17 protein-coding genes are annotated in these 14,858 nt (G+C 54.0%); 11 read left to right on the top strand and 6 right to left on the bottom strand.

Annotation, left to right across the window (positions count from 1 at the left end):
• Nucleotides 1-65 precede the first annotated feature (65 nt).
• From Q3V30_RS20930 to coaD, 8 genes are all read left to right on the top strand, one after another.
• The gene (locus tag Q3V30_RS20930; protein WP_428979221.1) at nucleotides 66-1,172 is read left to right on the top strand and encodes a glycosyltransferase; all 1,107 of its coding nucleotides are present in this window, start codon (nucleotides 66-68) and stop codon (nucleotides 1,170-1,172) included.
• Nucleotides 1,173-1,399: 227 nt separating this feature from the next.
• Complete coding sequence (locus Q3V30_RS20935; protein ID WP_306209110.1) at nucleotides 1,400-2,497, top strand: glycosyltransferase family 9 protein; 1,098 nt, start codon at nucleotides 1,400-1,402, stop codon at nucleotides 2,495-2,497.
• A gap of 2 nt (nucleotides 2,498-2,499) precedes the next feature.
• Nucleotides 2,500-3,501: a glycosyltransferase gene (locus Q3V30_RS20940; protein WP_428979222.1), complete on the top strand. Its 1,002-nt coding sequence runs from the start codon at nucleotides 2,500-2,502 to the stop codon at nucleotides 3,499-3,501.
• Between the two features lie 76 nt (nucleotides 3,502-3,577).
• Nucleotides 3,578-4,660, top strand: coding sequence for a putative lipopolysaccharide heptosyltransferase III (gene rfaQ, locus Q3V30_RS20945; RefSeq protein WP_306209112.1), 1,083 nt, complete (start codon nucleotides 3,578-3,580; stop codon nucleotides 4,658-4,660).
• Nucleotides 4,653-5,789 carry a glycosyltransferase family 4 protein gene (locus Q3V30_RS20950; protein ID WP_306209114.1) on the top strand — a complete coding sequence of 379 codons (1,137 nt, stop codon included), beginning with the start codon at nucleotides 4,653-4,655 and terminating at the stop codon, nucleotides 5,787-5,789. Before rfaQ ends, Q3V30_RS20950 begins: the two co-directional genes overlap by 8 nt.
• Before the next feature lie 88 nt (nucleotides 5,790-5,877).
• Complete coding sequence (gene waaA, locus Q3V30_RS20955; protein WP_306209116.1) at nucleotides 5,878-7,152, top strand: lipid IV(A) 3-deoxy-D-manno-octulosonic acid transferase; 1,275 nt, start codon at nucleotides 5,878-5,880, stop codon at nucleotides 7,150-7,152.
• Nucleotides 7,152-7,931 carry a glycosyltransferase family 2 protein gene (locus Q3V30_RS20960; protein ID WP_306209118.1) on the top strand — a complete coding sequence of 260 codons (780 nt, stop codon included), beginning with the start codon at nucleotides 7,152-7,154 and terminating at the stop codon, nucleotides 7,929-7,931. The genes waaA and Q3V30_RS20960 overlap by 1 nt, the downstream gene beginning before the upstream one ends.
• Complete coding sequence (gene coaD, locus Q3V30_RS20965) at nucleotides 7,928-8,404, top strand: pantetheine-phosphate adenylyltransferase (protein WP_306209119.1); 477 nt, start codon at nucleotides 7,928-7,930, stop codon at nucleotides 8,402-8,404. The genes Q3V30_RS20960 and coaD overlap by 4 nt, the downstream gene beginning before the upstream one ends.
• A 13-nt stretch (nucleotides 8,405-8,417) precedes the next feature.
• Here the strand turns inward: coaD and mutM are convergent, their stop codons facing one another.
• From mutM to radC, 4 genes are all read right to left on the bottom strand, one after another.
• On the bottom strand, nucleotides 8,418-9,227 hold the full coding sequence (mutM, locus tag Q3V30_RS20970; protein WP_306209121.1) for a bifunctional DNA-formamidopyrimidine glycosylase/DNA-(apurinic or apyrimidinic site) lyase: 810 nt from the start codon (nucleotides 9,225-9,227) through the stop codon (nucleotides 8,418-8,420).
• A gap of 82 nt (nucleotides 9,228-9,309) precedes the next feature.
• A complete protein-coding gene (gene rpmG, locus Q3V30_RS20975) occupies nucleotides 9,310-9,477 on the bottom strand; it encodes a 50S ribosomal protein L33 (protein WP_001051798.1) in 168 nt (55 codons plus the stop codon).
• Between the two features lie 16 nt (nucleotides 9,478-9,493).
• Nucleotides 9,494-9,730 (bottom strand): 50S ribosomal protein L28, encoded by a 237-nt coding sequence (rpmB, locus tag Q3V30_RS20980; RefSeq protein WP_034888493.1) that lies wholly within the window; start codon nucleotides 9,728-9,730, stop codon nucleotides 9,494-9,496.
• 282 nt (nucleotides 9,731-10,012) lie between these two features.
• A complete protein-coding gene (gene radC / locus Q3V30_RS20985) occupies nucleotides 10,013-10,684 on the bottom strand; it encodes a RadC family protein (RefSeq protein WP_306209125.1) in 672 nt (223 codons plus the stop codon).
• A 190-nt stretch (nucleotides 10,685-10,874) separates the two neighbouring features.
• Between radC and coaBC the strand changes: the two genes are divergently transcribed.
• From coaBC to slmA, 3 genes are all read left to right on the top strand, one after another.
• Nucleotides 10,875-12,086: a bifunctional phosphopantothenoylcysteine decarboxylase/phosphopantothenate--cysteine ligase CoaBC gene (gene coaBC, locus Q3V30_RS20990; RefSeq protein WP_306213268.1), complete on the top strand. Its 1,212-nt coding sequence runs from the start codon at nucleotides 10,875-10,877 to the stop codon at nucleotides 12,084-12,086.
• Nucleotides 12,064-12,522: a dUTP diphosphatase gene (dut, locus tag Q3V30_RS20995; protein WP_306209127.1), complete on the top strand. Its 459-nt coding sequence runs from the start codon at nucleotides 12,064-12,066 to the stop codon at nucleotides 12,520-12,522. The genes coaBC and dut overlap by 23 nt, the downstream gene beginning before the upstream one ends.
• Before the next feature lie 121 nt (nucleotides 12,523-12,643).
• The gene (gene slmA, locus Q3V30_RS21000) at nucleotides 12,644-13,240 is read left to right on the top strand and encodes a nucleoid occlusion factor SlmA (protein ID WP_306209129.1); all 597 of its coding nucleotides are present in this window, start codon (nucleotides 12,644-12,646) and stop codon (nucleotides 13,238-13,240) included.
• A 34-nt stretch (nucleotides 13,241-13,274) separates the two neighbouring features.
• On the opposite strand, the gene pyrE is transcribed toward slmA, so the two are convergent.
• Both pyrE and rph read right to left on the bottom strand, forming a co-directional pair.
• On the bottom strand, nucleotides 13,275-13,916 hold the full coding sequence (gene pyrE, locus Q3V30_RS21005) for an orotate phosphoribosyltransferase (protein ID WP_306209131.1): 642 nt from the start codon (nucleotides 13,914-13,916) through the stop codon (nucleotides 13,275-13,277).
• A gap of 55 nt (nucleotides 13,917-13,971) precedes the next feature.
• Nucleotides 13,972-14,688 carry a ribonuclease PH gene (gene rph, locus Q3V30_RS21010; protein ID WP_306209133.1) on the bottom strand — a complete coding sequence of 239 codons (717 nt, stop codon included), beginning with the start codon at nucleotides 14,686-14,688 and terminating at the stop codon, nucleotides 13,972-13,974.
• Nucleotides 14,689-14,858: the final 170 nt, after the last annotated feature.

Genomic DNA, 14,858 nt, shown 5'->3' on the forward strand with positions numbered 1-14,858 from the left:
GTTGATTATACGCGACCCGAGGCGGCATAGCGCCCGACGCACGTTTTCTGTTTAAGGGTAAAAAATTGTCCAAGCGCATTTTGATGATCATTGATGGCTTGCCCGGTGGTGGAGCAGAGAAAGTGGTATTGACGCTTTCCAAAGGGCTGATTGAGCGCGGACATCGGGTTTCGTTATTCTCATTGCGGGCGGTGTGCGAATATCCGCTTCCGGCCGGTCTCGATTATCATGTGATACAGGATAAATGCAAAAAACCGTGGCGGAAACTCACCGAACTGCACCGTCGCGCCGTCCAGCTGGATAAGCAAATTACCCTTGCCGAGCAGAGCGGTGGCCCTTATGACCTGATCGTCTCGCACTTGCACAAGACCGACAGAATTGTCCGCCGCTGCCCTCACCTTAACCCGCACCGAACCTGGTATTGCCTGCACGGCGTTTTCTCAGCCTCCTATCTGGCCCGCCGCACGGGATTTTCGCTGTGGTTGAAAACAGTCAAAACGCGCAATATCTATCAGCAGCGTAATATCATCGGCGTTTCACGCTATGTGGTAGACGATCTCAAGCGCGCTTTTAATGTGAAGCCAAAGCGCGAAAAGGTCATTTATAATCCCTTCGATTTTGCCGCCATCGAATCACTATCTCTGGAGCCTTGCAGCCTGGAAGGCCAGGAGTACGTTATCCATGTGGGACGTTTCCATCCAACTAAACGCCACGACAGGCTGCTTCGCGCTTACGCTAAAAGCGGACTGGAAGCGCCTCTGGTGCTGATTGGCCAGGGAAGACCAGAGGTAACAGCAGCGATAAAGAGGCTGGCAGCGGAATTAAATATCAGCGACAAGGTGATTTTTAAGGGCTTCGTTGACAATCCTTACCCCTATATCCGGCACGCCAGACTTTTGGTTGTCAGCTCGGACAGTGAAGGGTTTGGCAATGTGTTAGTGGAAGCGTTGATTTGCCATACGCCAGTGGTCAGTACGAAGTGCCCGGGCGGCCCGGTCAGTATTCTTACCGGCGAGCTCTCCCGGGGGCTGGCAGAACTGAATGATGATTCACTGGCGGCCGCTATCAAAGAGGTGTATCTGCATCCGCCTGAAATGTCCACGCCTGATGTGAACGCTTACAGTATTGAAGCAATATGCAAACAGTACCTTGATTTAATTAAAGTTAATTAACAAAGGTCCTCAGCATGACCTGCTGTTTCAGGGGTAGAATAAGCCGTCTGTCAGTGACACTGACAGCCCGAACCCATTTTTTTACTTAATGCCTAAGGTTTTTAGCCCATGATAACGCTCACCTACAGGAACGGCTATCTGAGCTCTTTGCTAAACGACTCATCAAGCCCGATCCCGCCTTTTATGATGGGAAGCCGCACGGCGAGCCAGCTCAGGGAGAAGAGAGCGTGAATTATGTGTTGCTATTTTTGCTGATCTTGCCCCTGAAGCTTCTGATGAAGCTCAGGCATCAGAAAGGCACGCGTAATCTGGTTATTCAGACGGCTAAAATTGGCGATTTCGTCAATATTACGCCGCTTCTTCATCATCTTAAGCAGAGTGATGCTTTGCTGAGCCGCGCCGTTGCGCCGCTGGCTCGCAATGACGCCTTTATTGAGGAGATCTTCTACGTTGAGGATCACAAAACCAGCACGCTGAACAAACTTAAATTAGCGTTCAGGTTGATGAACCGATATGACAACGTTTATCTGCTGCACCCGAACAACGCTAATCTTTTTTATGCCGCCTGCTGTAACGCGACCAATAAACAGTTTTTGTCTATGTATCGCCGCAAGTGGTATCAGGCACTTTTTTATCTGACCGCCACCGGCACCGTCGAACATGAGAAAACGACCTTAACGCTGGAGAATTATCTGAAGCTGGCGGACCGGTCGCTGACTAAAGAGAGTTACCCTAAGCACGCCACGCAGCCTCTGCTGAAGCCTGCGGATGCGCCGGAAGAGCTCTTTATCACCGACAAAATCAAAATCGGCATCAGTATCTCCGCAGGCAATCAGGCCAAGACCATCCCGCCCGTTATCTGGAAAAGATTGTTTGACCGCCTGAGTGAACTGCCCTGCCAGTTCTATGTTTTTGGCGCACCGAATGAACTTAACCATTTAAATGAGCTCAATAAGGTGACAGGTGAGCGCGATAATCTGGTCAACCTGATAGGCAGGGTCTCCCTGGAGGGATTACCTTATGCTATCAGCCAGATGGACTTTTATGTGGCGTCAGATTCCGGCAATGTTTATATAGCCGACTCGCAAAATGTGCCGATTATTTTGATTTATGGGCCTTGTAGCGTAGAAGAACAGCGCCCACTGGGCGATGTTTTACTGATCGGCCCTAACCATATCGCACCCAGCTCGTTTATTTTCTATGCGCCCTACAAATTTAGTCATCCCGCTGAACAGCTTTTTGAGCTTGATGAACGCAAGCTGGATGATATTTATAACTTTATCTGTGCGCGTAAGCCTCATTTGATTCAAGAGACTTTACCCTGAGTATGATGCTGCATCCTGAAGCCTCAGCCCCTGAGCTGAGCGTGATTATTCCCATGTACAACGCCGGGACAAGCTTCGAGCCTTTTATGGCCTCATTGCTGTCGCAGACGCTGCAATCTATTGAAATCATTATTGTTAATGATGGCTCAACGGATGAGTCTGCCGCGATGGCGCACCGTTATGCCGCTGAGCATGCGCATATTCAGGTCATCGACCAGCAGAATGGCGGCGTATCCCGGGCGCGTAATGCCGGGCTGGCGGTCGCTAAAGGTCAGTATGTCACCTTCCCCGATGCCGACGACAAACTCGCCCCGGAGATGTACAGCAAGCTGATGGCCATGGCCCGTCAGGACGATCTGGATGTGGCACAGTGCAATGCCGAGCGCGTCTTTTGGGGCGGTGATAATGCCAAACCTTTGATCCCCACTGACCGTCTGCAATCCACCCCGGTGCTGAGCGGTGCCGAATGGCTGGGCAAAGCGCTAGCCACTAATCGTTATCTGCATGTGGTCTGGCTGGGCATCTACCGCCGGGCGCTGATTGAAGAACTCAACTTACTGTTCGAGCCCGGTCTGCATCATCAGGATATCCCCTGGACAACCGAGCTGATGCTGAACGCCCGTCGGGTACGTTATACCGACGAGGTGATGTATCGCTATTATGTTCACGACCAGTCGATCAGCAATCAGAAACGCACCGGCATGCGTAACGTCGAGTATCAGCGCCATTACCTTAAAATTGCCCGCATGCTGGATGAGATTAACCTTCGCTACAAAAACAGGGTGAAGATTGCTCCCTCTATCTACCGGCAGGTGACGAAAGAAGCGCTGACGGTGTGCCATTCTATCCGTCGTGAGCCTGAGGCTGATGCGCGACAGGCGATGATCTCCGACCTGATTACCAGCAAAACGCCGCGCAGAATGATGCGCAACGCGCGTGGCGCTCGTCAGTGGTATCAGCTGTTGCTCTGGCTGAGCCGCATTTATCGCTGGCGGAAAGCTTAATGGTTAAGCTCACTCACTTTCCCCTTAGCAGGGTTTCCCTTACAATCGGTCCACTTGACTTCGAGACCTTCTGAGTATGGCTACTCTTCAATCGCCCTCTGCGTTTACGCCACAGAACATCCTGCTGATAAAGCTGCGCCACCACGGCGACATGCTGCTCACGACGCCGGTGATACATGCTCTTCGCCGGCAGTATCCTCAGGCCAGCATTGATGTTCTTTTGTATAAAGAAACCCGACCGATGCTGCAGGCTCATCCGGACATCCGCCAGATTCATTTTATCGACCGGGGTTGGAAAAAAGAGGGCGTGTGGCAACACATCAGGCATGAAGTAGCGCTGGCAAATTCTGTGCGCCAGTGCCATTACGATCTGGTCATTAACCTTGCCGATCAATGGCGAAGCGCCCTCCTTACCCTGCTTTCCGGGGCCAAAATGCGAATCGGGTTTGATTTTAACAAGCGCAAAAACGTGTTCTGGCGGCTGGCGCATACCCATCGCGTCTCTACGGCACAGCATGGAAGCCTGCATACGGCGGAGCAGAACCTCACGGCGCTTAAGCCGCTGAATATCCCCATTGAGGGCATTCCGGCCGCCATGCATTACAGCGAGAATGACTGGCATATCACCCGGACAAAGCTTGCAGAGCACCAGACTTCCCCCAGGCCCTATATTGTCCTGCAGCCAACCTCACGCTGGCTTTTCAAGTGCTGGGAAGATGACAAAATGGCCGCGCTGACAGACCATCTCGCCTCTGATGAGTATGATATTGTGCTGACCGCCGCGCCCGATAAAAAAGAGCGGGCGATGATCGATCATATCCTCTCATTATGTCAGAACCGTCGGGTTATCTCTCTGGCAGGTCAGCTGACCCTGACGCAGTTGGCCGCGCTGATAGACCATGCCCGCCTGTTTATCGGCGTCGATTCGGCGCCGATGCATATGGCTGCTGCACTGGATACGCCTTGTATTGCGTTATTCGGCCCCACCAAGCTGAAACAGTGGCGTCCATGGGGCGAAAATAACAAGGTGATCTGGGCCGGGGACTATGCACCTTTGCCTTCACCGGACAGCATTGATACCAAAACAACCACGCGTTATCTCTCCGCTATTCCACTGGAAGAGGTGGTAAAAGCCGCCAGGAGCTATCTGGATGAGTAAGGTCAGACTGGCTATTGTGCGCCAGAAATATCGCCCCGACGGCGGCGCCGAACGGTTTATCTCACGCGCGCTTGAAGCGCTGGACGATGAGCGGCTGGAACTGAACATCATTACCCGTAGCTGGCAGGGTGAGCCAAAACCAGACTGGCATCTGCACATCTGTAACCCCAAAAAATGGGGGCGGATTTCTCGTGAACGCGGCTTCGCAGAGGCGGCTCGTGCCTGCTGGCAGCGTGAGAATTTTGATATCGTTCAGAGTCATGAACGCATTGCGGGTTGTGATATTTTTCGGGCAGGCGATGGGGTTCATCGCGTCTGGCTGGAACAGCGCGCACGTATTGTTCCCCCTTTTCAGCGCCTGCTTACTCACTTCAGCGGTTATCATCGCTATGTGATGGCGGTGGAAGAGGAGATGTTCCGCTCTGACTCGCTTAAGAAAATTATCTGTAATTCGCTGATGGTGAAGAACGACATCATGCGCTGCTTTCAGGTACCGGAGGAGAAGTTCGCGGTTATCTATAACGCCATTGATGCACAACGCTTTCAGCCTGCAACAGCAGCAGAACGTCAGCAATCCCGTGAAAAACTGAACCTTCCCGCCAACATCCGGGTCCTGATTTACGTCGGATCTGGTTTTGAACGTAAAGGGTTAAAAGCCAGTATTACTGCCGTTGCCGCTACCGATGCGCACCTGCTGGTGGTGGGTCAGGATAAGCAACAGTCACACTATGCTGACCTTGCGCGGAGCCTGGGATGCGAAAGCCGCGTACACTTTGTTGGCGTACAGAACAACGTCATCCCCTTCTATCATGCGGCGGATGGGCTGCTGTTGCCGACGCTGTACGATCCTTTCCCGAACGTGATTCTGGAAGCGATGGCGTGCGGCCTGCCGGTGATCACCAGTTTCACCTGCGGCGGCGCAGAATTTATTGTGCAGGGGCAGCAGGGATTTGTCTGTGATGCGCTGGATATTCCCGCGCTGACTGCGGCAGCCGATGCCATTCCGCTGCGCACGATGGACAGCAGAATGGGCGATCTGGCCCGTCAACGCATTCTGCCCTGTACACCACAGCAGCTTGCCAGCCAACTTCATGCGCTGTATCAACAAGTGTTACAGCGGCCCCGATAAGAAGTGTGAGCGTGAACGACTTATCTGCTAACATGCCCTATTGTTTCGGCATTTTTGGCGCAAGTCTCCGCACTTAATAAACATTGTGATGACAACACTTTATACCGTTCTGCTCTATCTCATTCAGCCGCTGATTTGGCTCCGACTCTGGCTCCGCGGCCGGAAGGCTCCCGCCTACCGCAAACGCTGGGCAGAGCGCTATGGCTACTGTGCAGGCAAAGTAAAACCAGACGGTATTTTGCTGCACTCTGTTTCCGTTGGCGAGACGCTGGCCGCAGTGCCACTGGTGAGGGCGTTACGCCATCGTTATCCCGCTATGCCTATCACCGTCACTACCATGACGCCGACGGGATCGGAGCGTGCCGCTTCCGCCTTCGGCAAAGATGTGCACCATGTTTATCTGCCCTACGATCTGCCGGGCTCCATGAACCGTTTTCTGGATAATGTGAACCCTCGTCTAGTGATCATCATGGAAACCGAGCTCTGGCCAAACATGATTGCGCTGCTGCACCAGCGTAAGATCCCGCTGGTGATTGCCAATGCCCGTTTGTCGGCGCGTTCGGCCAAAGGCTATAAAAAGCTTGGAAAATTTATGCAGCAGCTGCTGCAACGCATTACGCTTATTGCGGCACAAAATGAGGAAGATGGTGAGCGCTTTATCAGCCTTGGCCTGAAGCGTTCCCAGCTCACCGTCACCGGTAGCCTGAAGTTCGACATCTCTGTTACGCCGGAGCTGGCCGCCCGCGCCATCACGCTGCGGCGTCAGTGGGCGCCCCGCCGTCCGGTATGGATCGCCACCAGCACGCACGAGGGTGAAGAGAGCATTATTCTGGAAGCGCACCGCAAGCTGCTGGCCCGTTTCCCAAGTCTGCTGCTTATTCTGGTGCCTCGTCATCCTGAACGGTTCTCTACTGCCCGCGAAATGACGCAGAAAGCGGGTTTCAGTTACACCCTGCGCAGCAGCGGCGAGATCCCTTCCGGCAGCACGCAGGTGGTGATTGGCGATACAATGGGCGAGCTGATGTTACTCTACGGGATTGCCGATGTGGCCTTTGTTGGCGGCAGCCTGGTTGAACGGGGAGGCCATAATCCTCTGGAAGCCGCCGCGCATGCCATTCCTGTTCTGATGGGGCCACATACGTTCAACTTCAAAGATATCTGTGCCAAGCTGTCGCAGGCGGACGGATTAATTACCGTGACGGATGCCGACTCGCTGGATAAAGAGATTGGCACCCTGCTGACTGATGAAGATTACCGCCTCTATTACGGCCGTCATGCTGTAGAAGTGCTTCATCAGAATCAGGGGGCGCTGCAGCGTCTGCTACAGTTACTCGAACCTCATCTGCCACAGCGGAATCACTAATGTCTTCTCAGCCCTTATCGGTGGTGCTGATCGCCAAAAACGCGGCCGACCTTTTGCCAGAATGTCTGGAGTCCGTCAGCTGGGCCGATGAAATTATCCTGCTGGACTCAGGCAGCAGTGACGGCACGCCACAGATAGCAGAACGGCATGGGGCTAAGGTCTTCCACTCTACCGAATGGCATGGCTACGGCAGACAGCGTCAGCTGGCGCAAAGTTACGCCAGCCACGCCATGATTTTGATGATCGATACCGATGAGCGGGTGACGCCGCAGCTGCGTGCCTCTGTTGAGGCGGTGCTGGCGCGTCCTGCTTCCGCAGCCGTGTACAGTCTGGGCCGGCGCAACCTGTTCCTTGGCCGCTTTATGCGCCACAGCGGCTGGTATCCTGACCGCGTCACCCGCCTCTATCCCGCCAGCTATCACTACAACGACCATCAGGTGCATGAATCGCTGGAAACCCGGGGCGCGAAGGTTACGCCGCTGAAAGGGGACCTCCTCCATCTGACCTGTCGGGACTTTTCCGCCTTTCAGTGGAAGCAGTTTGCCTATGCAGAGGCCTGGGCTAAACAGCGCCATCATCAGGGTAAACGTTGCGGGATATTCTCTATTTTCGCACACACTTTCGGCGCGTTTTTCAAAACGCTGGTGCTGAGGGCAGGCTTTCTTGATGGTAAGCAGGGCTGGCTTCTGGCGGTGGTCAATGCACAGTACACCTTTAATAAGTATGCAGCGCTCTGGGCGCTGAACCACTCTCACGCTTCCGGCAAAGGCGGTCTATGAACACCAAAGCGATCTATCCCGGCACCTTCGACCCGATGACGAATGGCCATCTTGATATCGTGACGCGCGCAGCATTGATGTTTGATCGGATCGTTCTGGCTGTGGCCGCCAGCCCCAGCAAAAAACCGATGTTCTCACTTGAAGAGCGCGTAGCGCTGGCAAAAGAGGTGGTTGCTCACCTTCCGAATGTTGAGGTCGTGGGGTTCAGCGATCTGATGGCGAATTTCGCCCGCGACAGGCAAGCCAACGTGCTGATCCGGGGGCTCAGAGCCGTTTCCGACTTTGAATATGAGATGCAGCTGGCGCAGATGAACCGCCATCTGTTGCCGGAGCTTGAAAGCGTCTTCCTGATGCCTTCCGGACAATATTCGTTTATCTCCTCTTCGCTGGTGAAGGAAGTGGCGCGCCATCAGGGTGATGTCAGCGCCTTCCTGCCGCCGGTTGTGCATACGGCTTTACTGGCGAAGCTTTAACCCCGACACGCAGTTATTTCTGGCAGAGCGGACAGTAAAAGGTGCTGCGCTGGGCATGTCTGGCGCTTTGAATTGGCGTTGAACAGACCCGACAGGGCTCACCTGCCCGTCCATATACCTGCAGCTCCTGCGCAAAATAGCCGGGTTTCCCGTCTGTTTGCAGGAAGTCACGTAGCGTTGTCCCGCCCTGCTCAATAGAGCGTAACAGCACCGCCTTGATGGTATCTACCAGCAGCCCGGCTTCTGCCTGCGTTAAGGCCATGGCCGGACGATCGGGCAGGATCCCGGCGGCAAACAGGGATTCGCTGGCATAGATGTTGCCGACACCCACCACCAGTTTATTATCCATCAGCCAGGGTTTTACCGGCGTCCGCTTGTTCCGCGATTTCTCAAAAAGATATTCTGCCGAGAAGGCCTCGCTGAGCGGTTCGGGGCCGAGATGCGCCAGTACATTACTGGCCGCGAGATCCGTGCTCCATAGCCAGGCACCGAAACGTCTGGGGTCGGTATAGCGTAATATCTTGCCGTTACTCATTACCAGATCAACGTGGTCATGTTTCGCTGGCGGCAGCTCTTCCGGCAGCACCCGCAGGCTTCCTGACATACCAAGATGGATAATTATCCAGCCATGGGGCAGTTCAATCAGCAGATACTTTGCCCGGCGCTGTACGCTAAGCACTGGTTGATCGCTGAGGCTGTGAATTTCGTGGGAGACCGGCCAACGCAGGCGGTCATTTCGGACGATAGCATGAAGAATAGTCGCGCCCACCAGATGGGGCTCAATGCCACGGCGACTGGTTTCAACTTCTGGTAATTCCGGCATTTTCTCGCCTCCCGTGAAGGACCCTTTTCCTGTAAAAACAAAAAACCCGGCCGGAGCCGGGTTTTTCATCCACTGAAATCAATTACTTGATTTTAGCTTCTTTATAGATCACGTGCTGGCGGACAACTGGATCGAATTTCTTCAGTTCCAGTTTTTCCGGCTTAGTACGTTTGTTCTTCGTGGTGGTATAGAAGTGACCTGTACCAGCAGAAGAAACCAGCTTGATCTTCTCACGAATACCTTTAGCCATGTTTCAGTTCCTTACCTTAGTACTTCTCACCGCGGGTACGCAGATCGGCCAGGACCGTCTCAATACCCTTTTTATCAATTACGCGCATGCCTTTGGCAGTGACGCGCAGTGTAACGAAGCGCTTTTCGCTCTCAACCCAAAAACGGTGAGAGTGCAGGTTCGGCAGGAAACGGCGTTTCGTCGCGTTCATTGCGTGGGAACGGTTGTTACCCGTTACCGGACGCTTGCCAGTTACTTGGCAGACTCGTGACATGTCTATTCTCCAAAAATCAAATCAGCTCGAGCTTTAAAAATAAGGTTTTGGCCGCCTCGTCAGGCTCTTAGCCCATCCAGGCGAGTTCTATGTGAACCCGCTGAGCAGGCCCATACGCCAAACCCGAGATTCTCAAAGGTGGCGTAGTATACGCCCTGAGCCGCCGGTGCTCAAGTCCCGAACAGATAAAGATCCCTTTGGATCGTGCAAAATTGCTTCATTTGAACAATTTATTATGTCCCCGATGGGGTAAAAAAGCCGCAAACCGCCAATCCTGATGGGCTATATCCACCCTCTTTCGGCAAAAGAAACCGATTCCCCGCGCCCGATGACGATATGGTCCAGCACCTGAATATTCAGCAACTGGCAGGCGGCGATGATTTGCTGCGTCACCGCGTGGTCAGCTTTGCTGGGTTTGGCATTGCCGGAAGGATGGTTGTGTGCCAGAACCAGCGCGGCGGCGTTATGCTTCAGTGCTGCCTTCACAATTTCCCTGGGATGCACCTCCACGCAGTTCACCGTTCCGGCAAACATCTCGCAGGAGTGAATAATGCGATGCTGATTATTTAAAAACAGCACCATAAAAATTTCGCGCTCACGGTGCGCCAGCTGGCTGTGAAAATAGTAAAGCATCTCGGTTGTGCTCGCAGCTACCGGGTTTTCCTGCGCCTGCGTGCAGGTAAAAAAACGCCGGGCTAACTCTACGATGGCACTCAGCTGGGCATATTTGGCATGACCAATGCCTTTGATATCGTTAAACGCTGCCCTTTCTGCCGTCATTAACTGATAGAGCGATCCGAAATGGTCAAGCAGCTGCTGGGCCAGTGCCATCACATGTAATCCGCCCGACCCCGTGCGTAAAAAAAGGGCCAGCAGTTCAGCATCGCTCAAGTCAGCGGCGCCCTTTGCCAGTAATTTTTCTCTGGGTGGTGCATCTTTCCATTGCGTTTCCATCTGCATCTCTCCTTTCTCCGCCCCCAAAAGCATGGCATTATATACAGTACTTATCTACCCCTCCAGCCTGACTCCGCGAGTGGCTTCGCAAAGACAACGTTGTGCTAACAGGCACCCGTGGATGAGTATGATAAAATAGCGCCATAGTGGCGGCGAATAGCCAGTCTGACTTTATAAGGCGAGCATCATGATGGGATTAACCGGCAAACATATTGTTCTGGGCGTCAGCGGAGGCATTGCGGCCTACAAAGCACCGGAGCTGGTCAGGCGGCTGCGTGACCGCGGGGCTGAGGTCCGTGTGGTCATGACCGAGGCGGCAAAAGCTTTTATTACGCCTCTCAGCCTGCAAGCCGTGTCCGGTTATCCCGTCTCGGATGACCTTCTCGACCCGGCAGCCGAAGCCGCAATGGGCCATATCGAGTTAGGAAAATGGGCCGACCTGGTAATCCTGGCACCCGCTACCGCCGATCTCATTGCACGGGTTACGGCGGGGATGGCAAACGATCTGGTCACCACGATTTGCCTGGCAACGCCTGCGCCCATCGCCGTGGTGCCCGCGATGAATCAGCAGATGTACCGGGCTGCGCCTACTCAGCATAATTTAAGGCTGCTTTCGGAACGGGGCGTGATGCTGTGGGGACCGGACAGCGGTAGCCAGGCGTGTGGTGATATCGGCCCGGGCAGAATGTTAGATCCGCTGGCAATTGTAGATGCCGCAGTAGCCTGGGCTTCACCCGTCAACGATCTGAAACATCTTAATATTATGATCACGGCCGGCCCAACCCGCGAGGCGCTCGACCCCGTGCGGTTCATTACCAACCATAGCTCAGGTAAGATGGGTTACGCCATTGCCGCAGCGGCGGCAAAACGAGGCGCGAACGTAACGCTGGTCAGTGGGCCTGTAACGTTAGCGACGCCTGCGTGGGTGAAACGCATTGATGTGAATACTGGCCTGGAGATGCAGCAGGCAGTAATGAACACCATCGCTCAGCAGCATATTTTTATCGCAGCCGCAGCCGTTGCGGATTATCGTTCCGCTGAGATAGCCGCTGAAAAAATAAAAAAACAGGGTGATGAAGTCACCCTCAAAATGGTAAAAAACCCCGATATTGTCGCCGGGGTGGGTCACCTTGTTGAGAATCGACCCTATGTGGTGGGATTTGCGGCAGAAACCCAGAATGTGGAAGAATACGCACAACAAAAACGGGTACGTAAAAACCTGGATTTAATCTGCGCTAACGATGTTTCGAAAGCCGGGCAGGGTTTCAACAGCGATACCAATGCCCTGCACCTTTTTTGGCAGGAAGGAGAGAAAGCCTTACCGCTCAGCGATAAGTCACTCCTTGGCCAACAGTTACTAGACGAGATAGTCAGCCGTTATGATGAAAAAAATCGACGTTAAGATTCTGGATGCGCGTGTAGGTAAAGAGTTCCCCTTACCAACTTATGCGACCTCAGGATCGGCGGGCCTTGACCTGCGTGCATGCCTGGATGAAGCCCTGCTTCTGGCGCCTGGTGCAACCACGCTGGTTCCTACTGGCCTGGCCATCCATATTGGCGATCCGCAGCTGGCCGCGGTGCTCCTTCCCCGCTCGGGTCTTGGCCATAAACATGGCGTGGTGCTGGGCAATCTGGTGGGTTTAATCGATTCTGACTATCAGGGTCAATTAATGGTTTCTGTCTGGAACCGTAGCCAGCAAGCCTTCAACATTGAACCGGGCGAGCGTATTGCGCAGATGGTCTTTGTGCCGGTCGTTCAGGCTGAATTCAATCTTGTCGAAGAGTTTGATACCAGCGACCGCGGAGAGGGCGGCTTTGGTCATTCGGGCCGCCAGTAACGGCTACCCTACCGATAAATAGCGTTTTACCTATCCTTATTTTCCTCCGCGAACGCAATGTTCGCGGACGTTGCGTGGGCATCTGCCCGTTCAAGGTGATATTTCAGGGGTCTTTCAGGACATGGCAGAGAAAAAGAGTGCGAAAAGGAATCGTCGCGAAGAAATATTGCAGGCTCTGGCGCAGATGCTGGAATCAAGCGATGGCAGTCAGCGTATTACCACAGCTAAGCTGGCCGCAAGCGTAGGGGTATCAGAGGCCGCGCTTTACCGGCATTTTCCCAGTAAAACCAGGATGTTTGACAGCCTGATTGAGTTTATTGAAGACAGCCTGATTACGCGCATCAATCTGATTTTAAAAGACGAAAAAGAGACGCTGCCGCGTCTGCGTCTGATCATCCAGTTAATTCTGGGCTTTGGTGAGCGTAATCCGGGTTTAACGCGCATCCTGACCGGTCACGCCCTGATGTTTGAGCAGGATCGCCTGCAGGGCAGAATCAATCAGCTGTTTGAGCGCATTGAGGTGCAGCTTCGCCAGGTATTGCGCGAACAGAAAATGCGGGAAGGAGAAGGGTTCACCACTGATGAGGCGCTTTTAGCGAGCCAGCTACTCGCCTTCTGTGAAGGACTTCTCTCACGCTTTGTGCGCTCAGGATTCCGCTACCGTCCCACTGTTGAATTTGAGACCCGCTGGCCGTTGCTGGCCTCACAACTGGTATAGCAAAAAGCGGGTCAGAGAGTGACCCGCAGCAAGCTTAAATGCCATACTCTTTGCGGTACGCCTGCACGGTGATCAGCCGGTCGGCCAGTTCAGGCTTCTCTTCCAGCCAGGTAACCAGATCGTTCAGGGTGATAATCGAGATCACCTTACAGCCATAATCCCGCTCAACTTCCTGAATGGCAGACTCCTGACCGCGCCCACGCTCCTGGCGGTCGAGGGAGATCAGCACGCCAGCCAGCGTGGCATTATTCGCAGAGATAATCTCCATTGATTCGCGGATAGCCGTGCCAGCAGTGATCACATCATCCACCAGCATAATGCGCCCCTGCAGCGGACTGCCGACCAGCGTGCCGCCCTCACCGTGATCTTTCGCTTCCTTGCGGTTGAAACAGTAAGGCACATCGCGGTCATGATGATCGGCCAGCGCCACGGCGGTGGTGGTCGCAATGGGAATGCCTTTATAGGCCGGACCGAAGAGTAAATCGAAATCGATACCTGAATCTACCAGCGCCTGGGCATAGAACCGTCCCAGTAACGCCAAATCGCGGCCGGTGTTAAACAGACCAGCATTAAAGAAATAAGGGCTGGTACGCCCTGATTTCAGCGTGAACTCACCAAACTTCAGCACCTGCTTGTTGATGGCGAATTCGATAAATTGGCGCTGCCAGGCTTTCATCTTTTGATCCTCTGCTTGTCATAAAAAAGGCGACTCTGCGGTCGCCTGGAAATATTTACTCTTTCAGCGCTGCTTTCTGCGCCAGGATCAGGGAGTCAATCCCTCCCCGCGCCAGCGCCAGCAGCTGAAGCAGCTCATCGTGGCTGAACGGCTCGCCTTCAGCCGTTCCCTGCACTTCAATCATGCGGCCATCTTCGGTCATAACCACATTCATGTCGGTCTCTGCAGCAGAGTCTTCAACATACTCCAGATCGCAGAGCGCTTCACCATTGACGATACCAACGGAAATCGCTGCGACCATTCCCTTCATCGGGTTCGCTTTCAGTTTGCCAATCGCCACCAGATGGTTCAGCGCATCGGCCAGCGCCACGCAGGCACCGGTGATAGAAGCGGTACGGGTTCCGCCATCTGCCTGCAGCACGTCGCAGTCCAGGGTGATGGTAAATTCACCCAGCGCTTTTAAATCCAGCGCGGCACGCAGCGAGCGGGCAATCAGGCGCTGAATTTCCAGCGTGCGGCCACCCTGCTTGCCTTTTGCGGCTTCGCGGGCGTTACGGCTGTGGGTTGCGCGCGGCAACATACCATATTCAGCGGTTACCCAGCCCTGGCCCTGGCCTTTGAGAAAACGCGGCACGCCCTCTTCAATAGTGGCGGTACAAAGAACTTTGGTATCACCGAATTCAACCAGAACTGAACCTTCAGCATGTTTGGTGTAGTGACGGGTCAGTGTGACGGGACGCACTTGTTGAGCGCTACGGCCTGCTGGACGCATGGTTTCTCTCCGGCTTGCAAAACTTGATTGGCTGCGCATTATACGGATTTCACCGCCGAATGCCTATGCCCGGCTGCTGCCGGCGGCGTTTCTTATGCCGCTGTCGGCAATGTAATGAGGAAATCAGCAAGATAGCGCAAGGCAGGATGAAATGAACCCTGAGTTGTGGC

This window comes from Erwinia pyri (genome assembly GCF_030758455.1).
GTDB lineage: Bacteria > Pseudomonadota > Gammaproteobacteria > Enterobacterales > Enterobacteriaceae > Erwinia > Erwinia pyri.

What these genes read in the sequence shown, in the direction of transcription:
- Q3V30_RS20940 (WP_428979222.1), top strand. Translation starts at nt 2,500, where the DNA reads ATGATGCTGCATCCTGAAGCCTCAGCCCCTGAGCTGAGCGTGATTATT.
- rfaQ (WP_306209112.1), top strand. Translation starts at nt 3,578, where the DNA reads ATGGCTACTCTTCAATCGCCCTCTGCGTTTACGCCACAGAACATCCTG.
- Q3V30_RS20950 (WP_306209114.1), top strand. Translation starts at nt 4,653, where the DNA reads ATGAGTAAGGTCAGACTGGCTATTGTGCGCCAGAAATATCGCCCCGAC.
- waaA (WP_306209116.1), top strand. Translation starts at nt 5,878, where the DNA reads ATGACAACACTTTATACCGTTCTGCTCTATCTCATTCAGCCGCTGATT.
- Q3V30_RS20960 (WP_306209118.1), top strand. Translation starts at nt 7,152, where the DNA reads ATGTCTTCTCAGCCCTTATCGGTGGTGCTGATCGCCAAAAACGCGGCC.
- coaD (WP_306209119.1), top strand. Translation starts at nt 7,928, where the DNA reads ATGAACACCAAAGCGATCTATCCCGGCACCTTCGACCCGATGACGAAT.
- mutM (WP_306209121.1), bottom strand. Translation starts at nt 9,227, where the DNA reads ATGCCGGAATTACCAGAAGTTGAAACCAGTCGCCGTGGCATTGAGCCC.
- rpmG (WP_001051798.1), bottom strand. Translation starts at nt 9,477, where the DNA reads ATGGCTAAAGGTATTCGTGAGAAGATCAAGCTGGTTTCTTCTGCTGGT.
- rpmB (WP_034888493.1), bottom strand. Translation starts at nt 9,730, where the DNA reads ATGTCACGAGTCTGCCAAGTAACTGGCAAGCGTCCGGTAACGGGTAAC.
- radC (WP_306209125.1), bottom strand. Translation starts at nt 10,684, where the DNA reads ATGGAAACGCAATGGAAAGATGCACCACCCAGAGAAAAATTACTGGCA.
- coaBC (WP_306213268.1), top strand. Translation starts at nt 10,875, where the DNA reads ATGGGATTAACCGGCAAACATATTGTTCTGGGCGTCAGCGGAGGCATT.
- dut (WP_306209127.1), top strand. Translation starts at nt 12,064, where the DNA reads ATGATGAAAAAAATCGACGTTAAGATTCTGGATGCGCGTGTAGGTAAA.
- slmA (WP_306209129.1), top strand. Translation starts at nt 12,644, where the DNA reads ATGGCAGAGAAAAAGAGTGCGAAAAGGAATCGTCGCGAAGAAATATTG.
- pyrE (WP_306209131.1), bottom strand. Translation starts at nt 13,916, where the DNA reads ATGAAAGCCTGGCAGCGCCAATTTATCGAATTCGCCATCAACAAGCAG.
- rph (WP_306209133.1), bottom strand. Translation starts at nt 14,688, where the DNA reads ATGCGTCCAGCAGGCCGTAGCGCTCAACAAGTGCGTCCCGTCACACTG.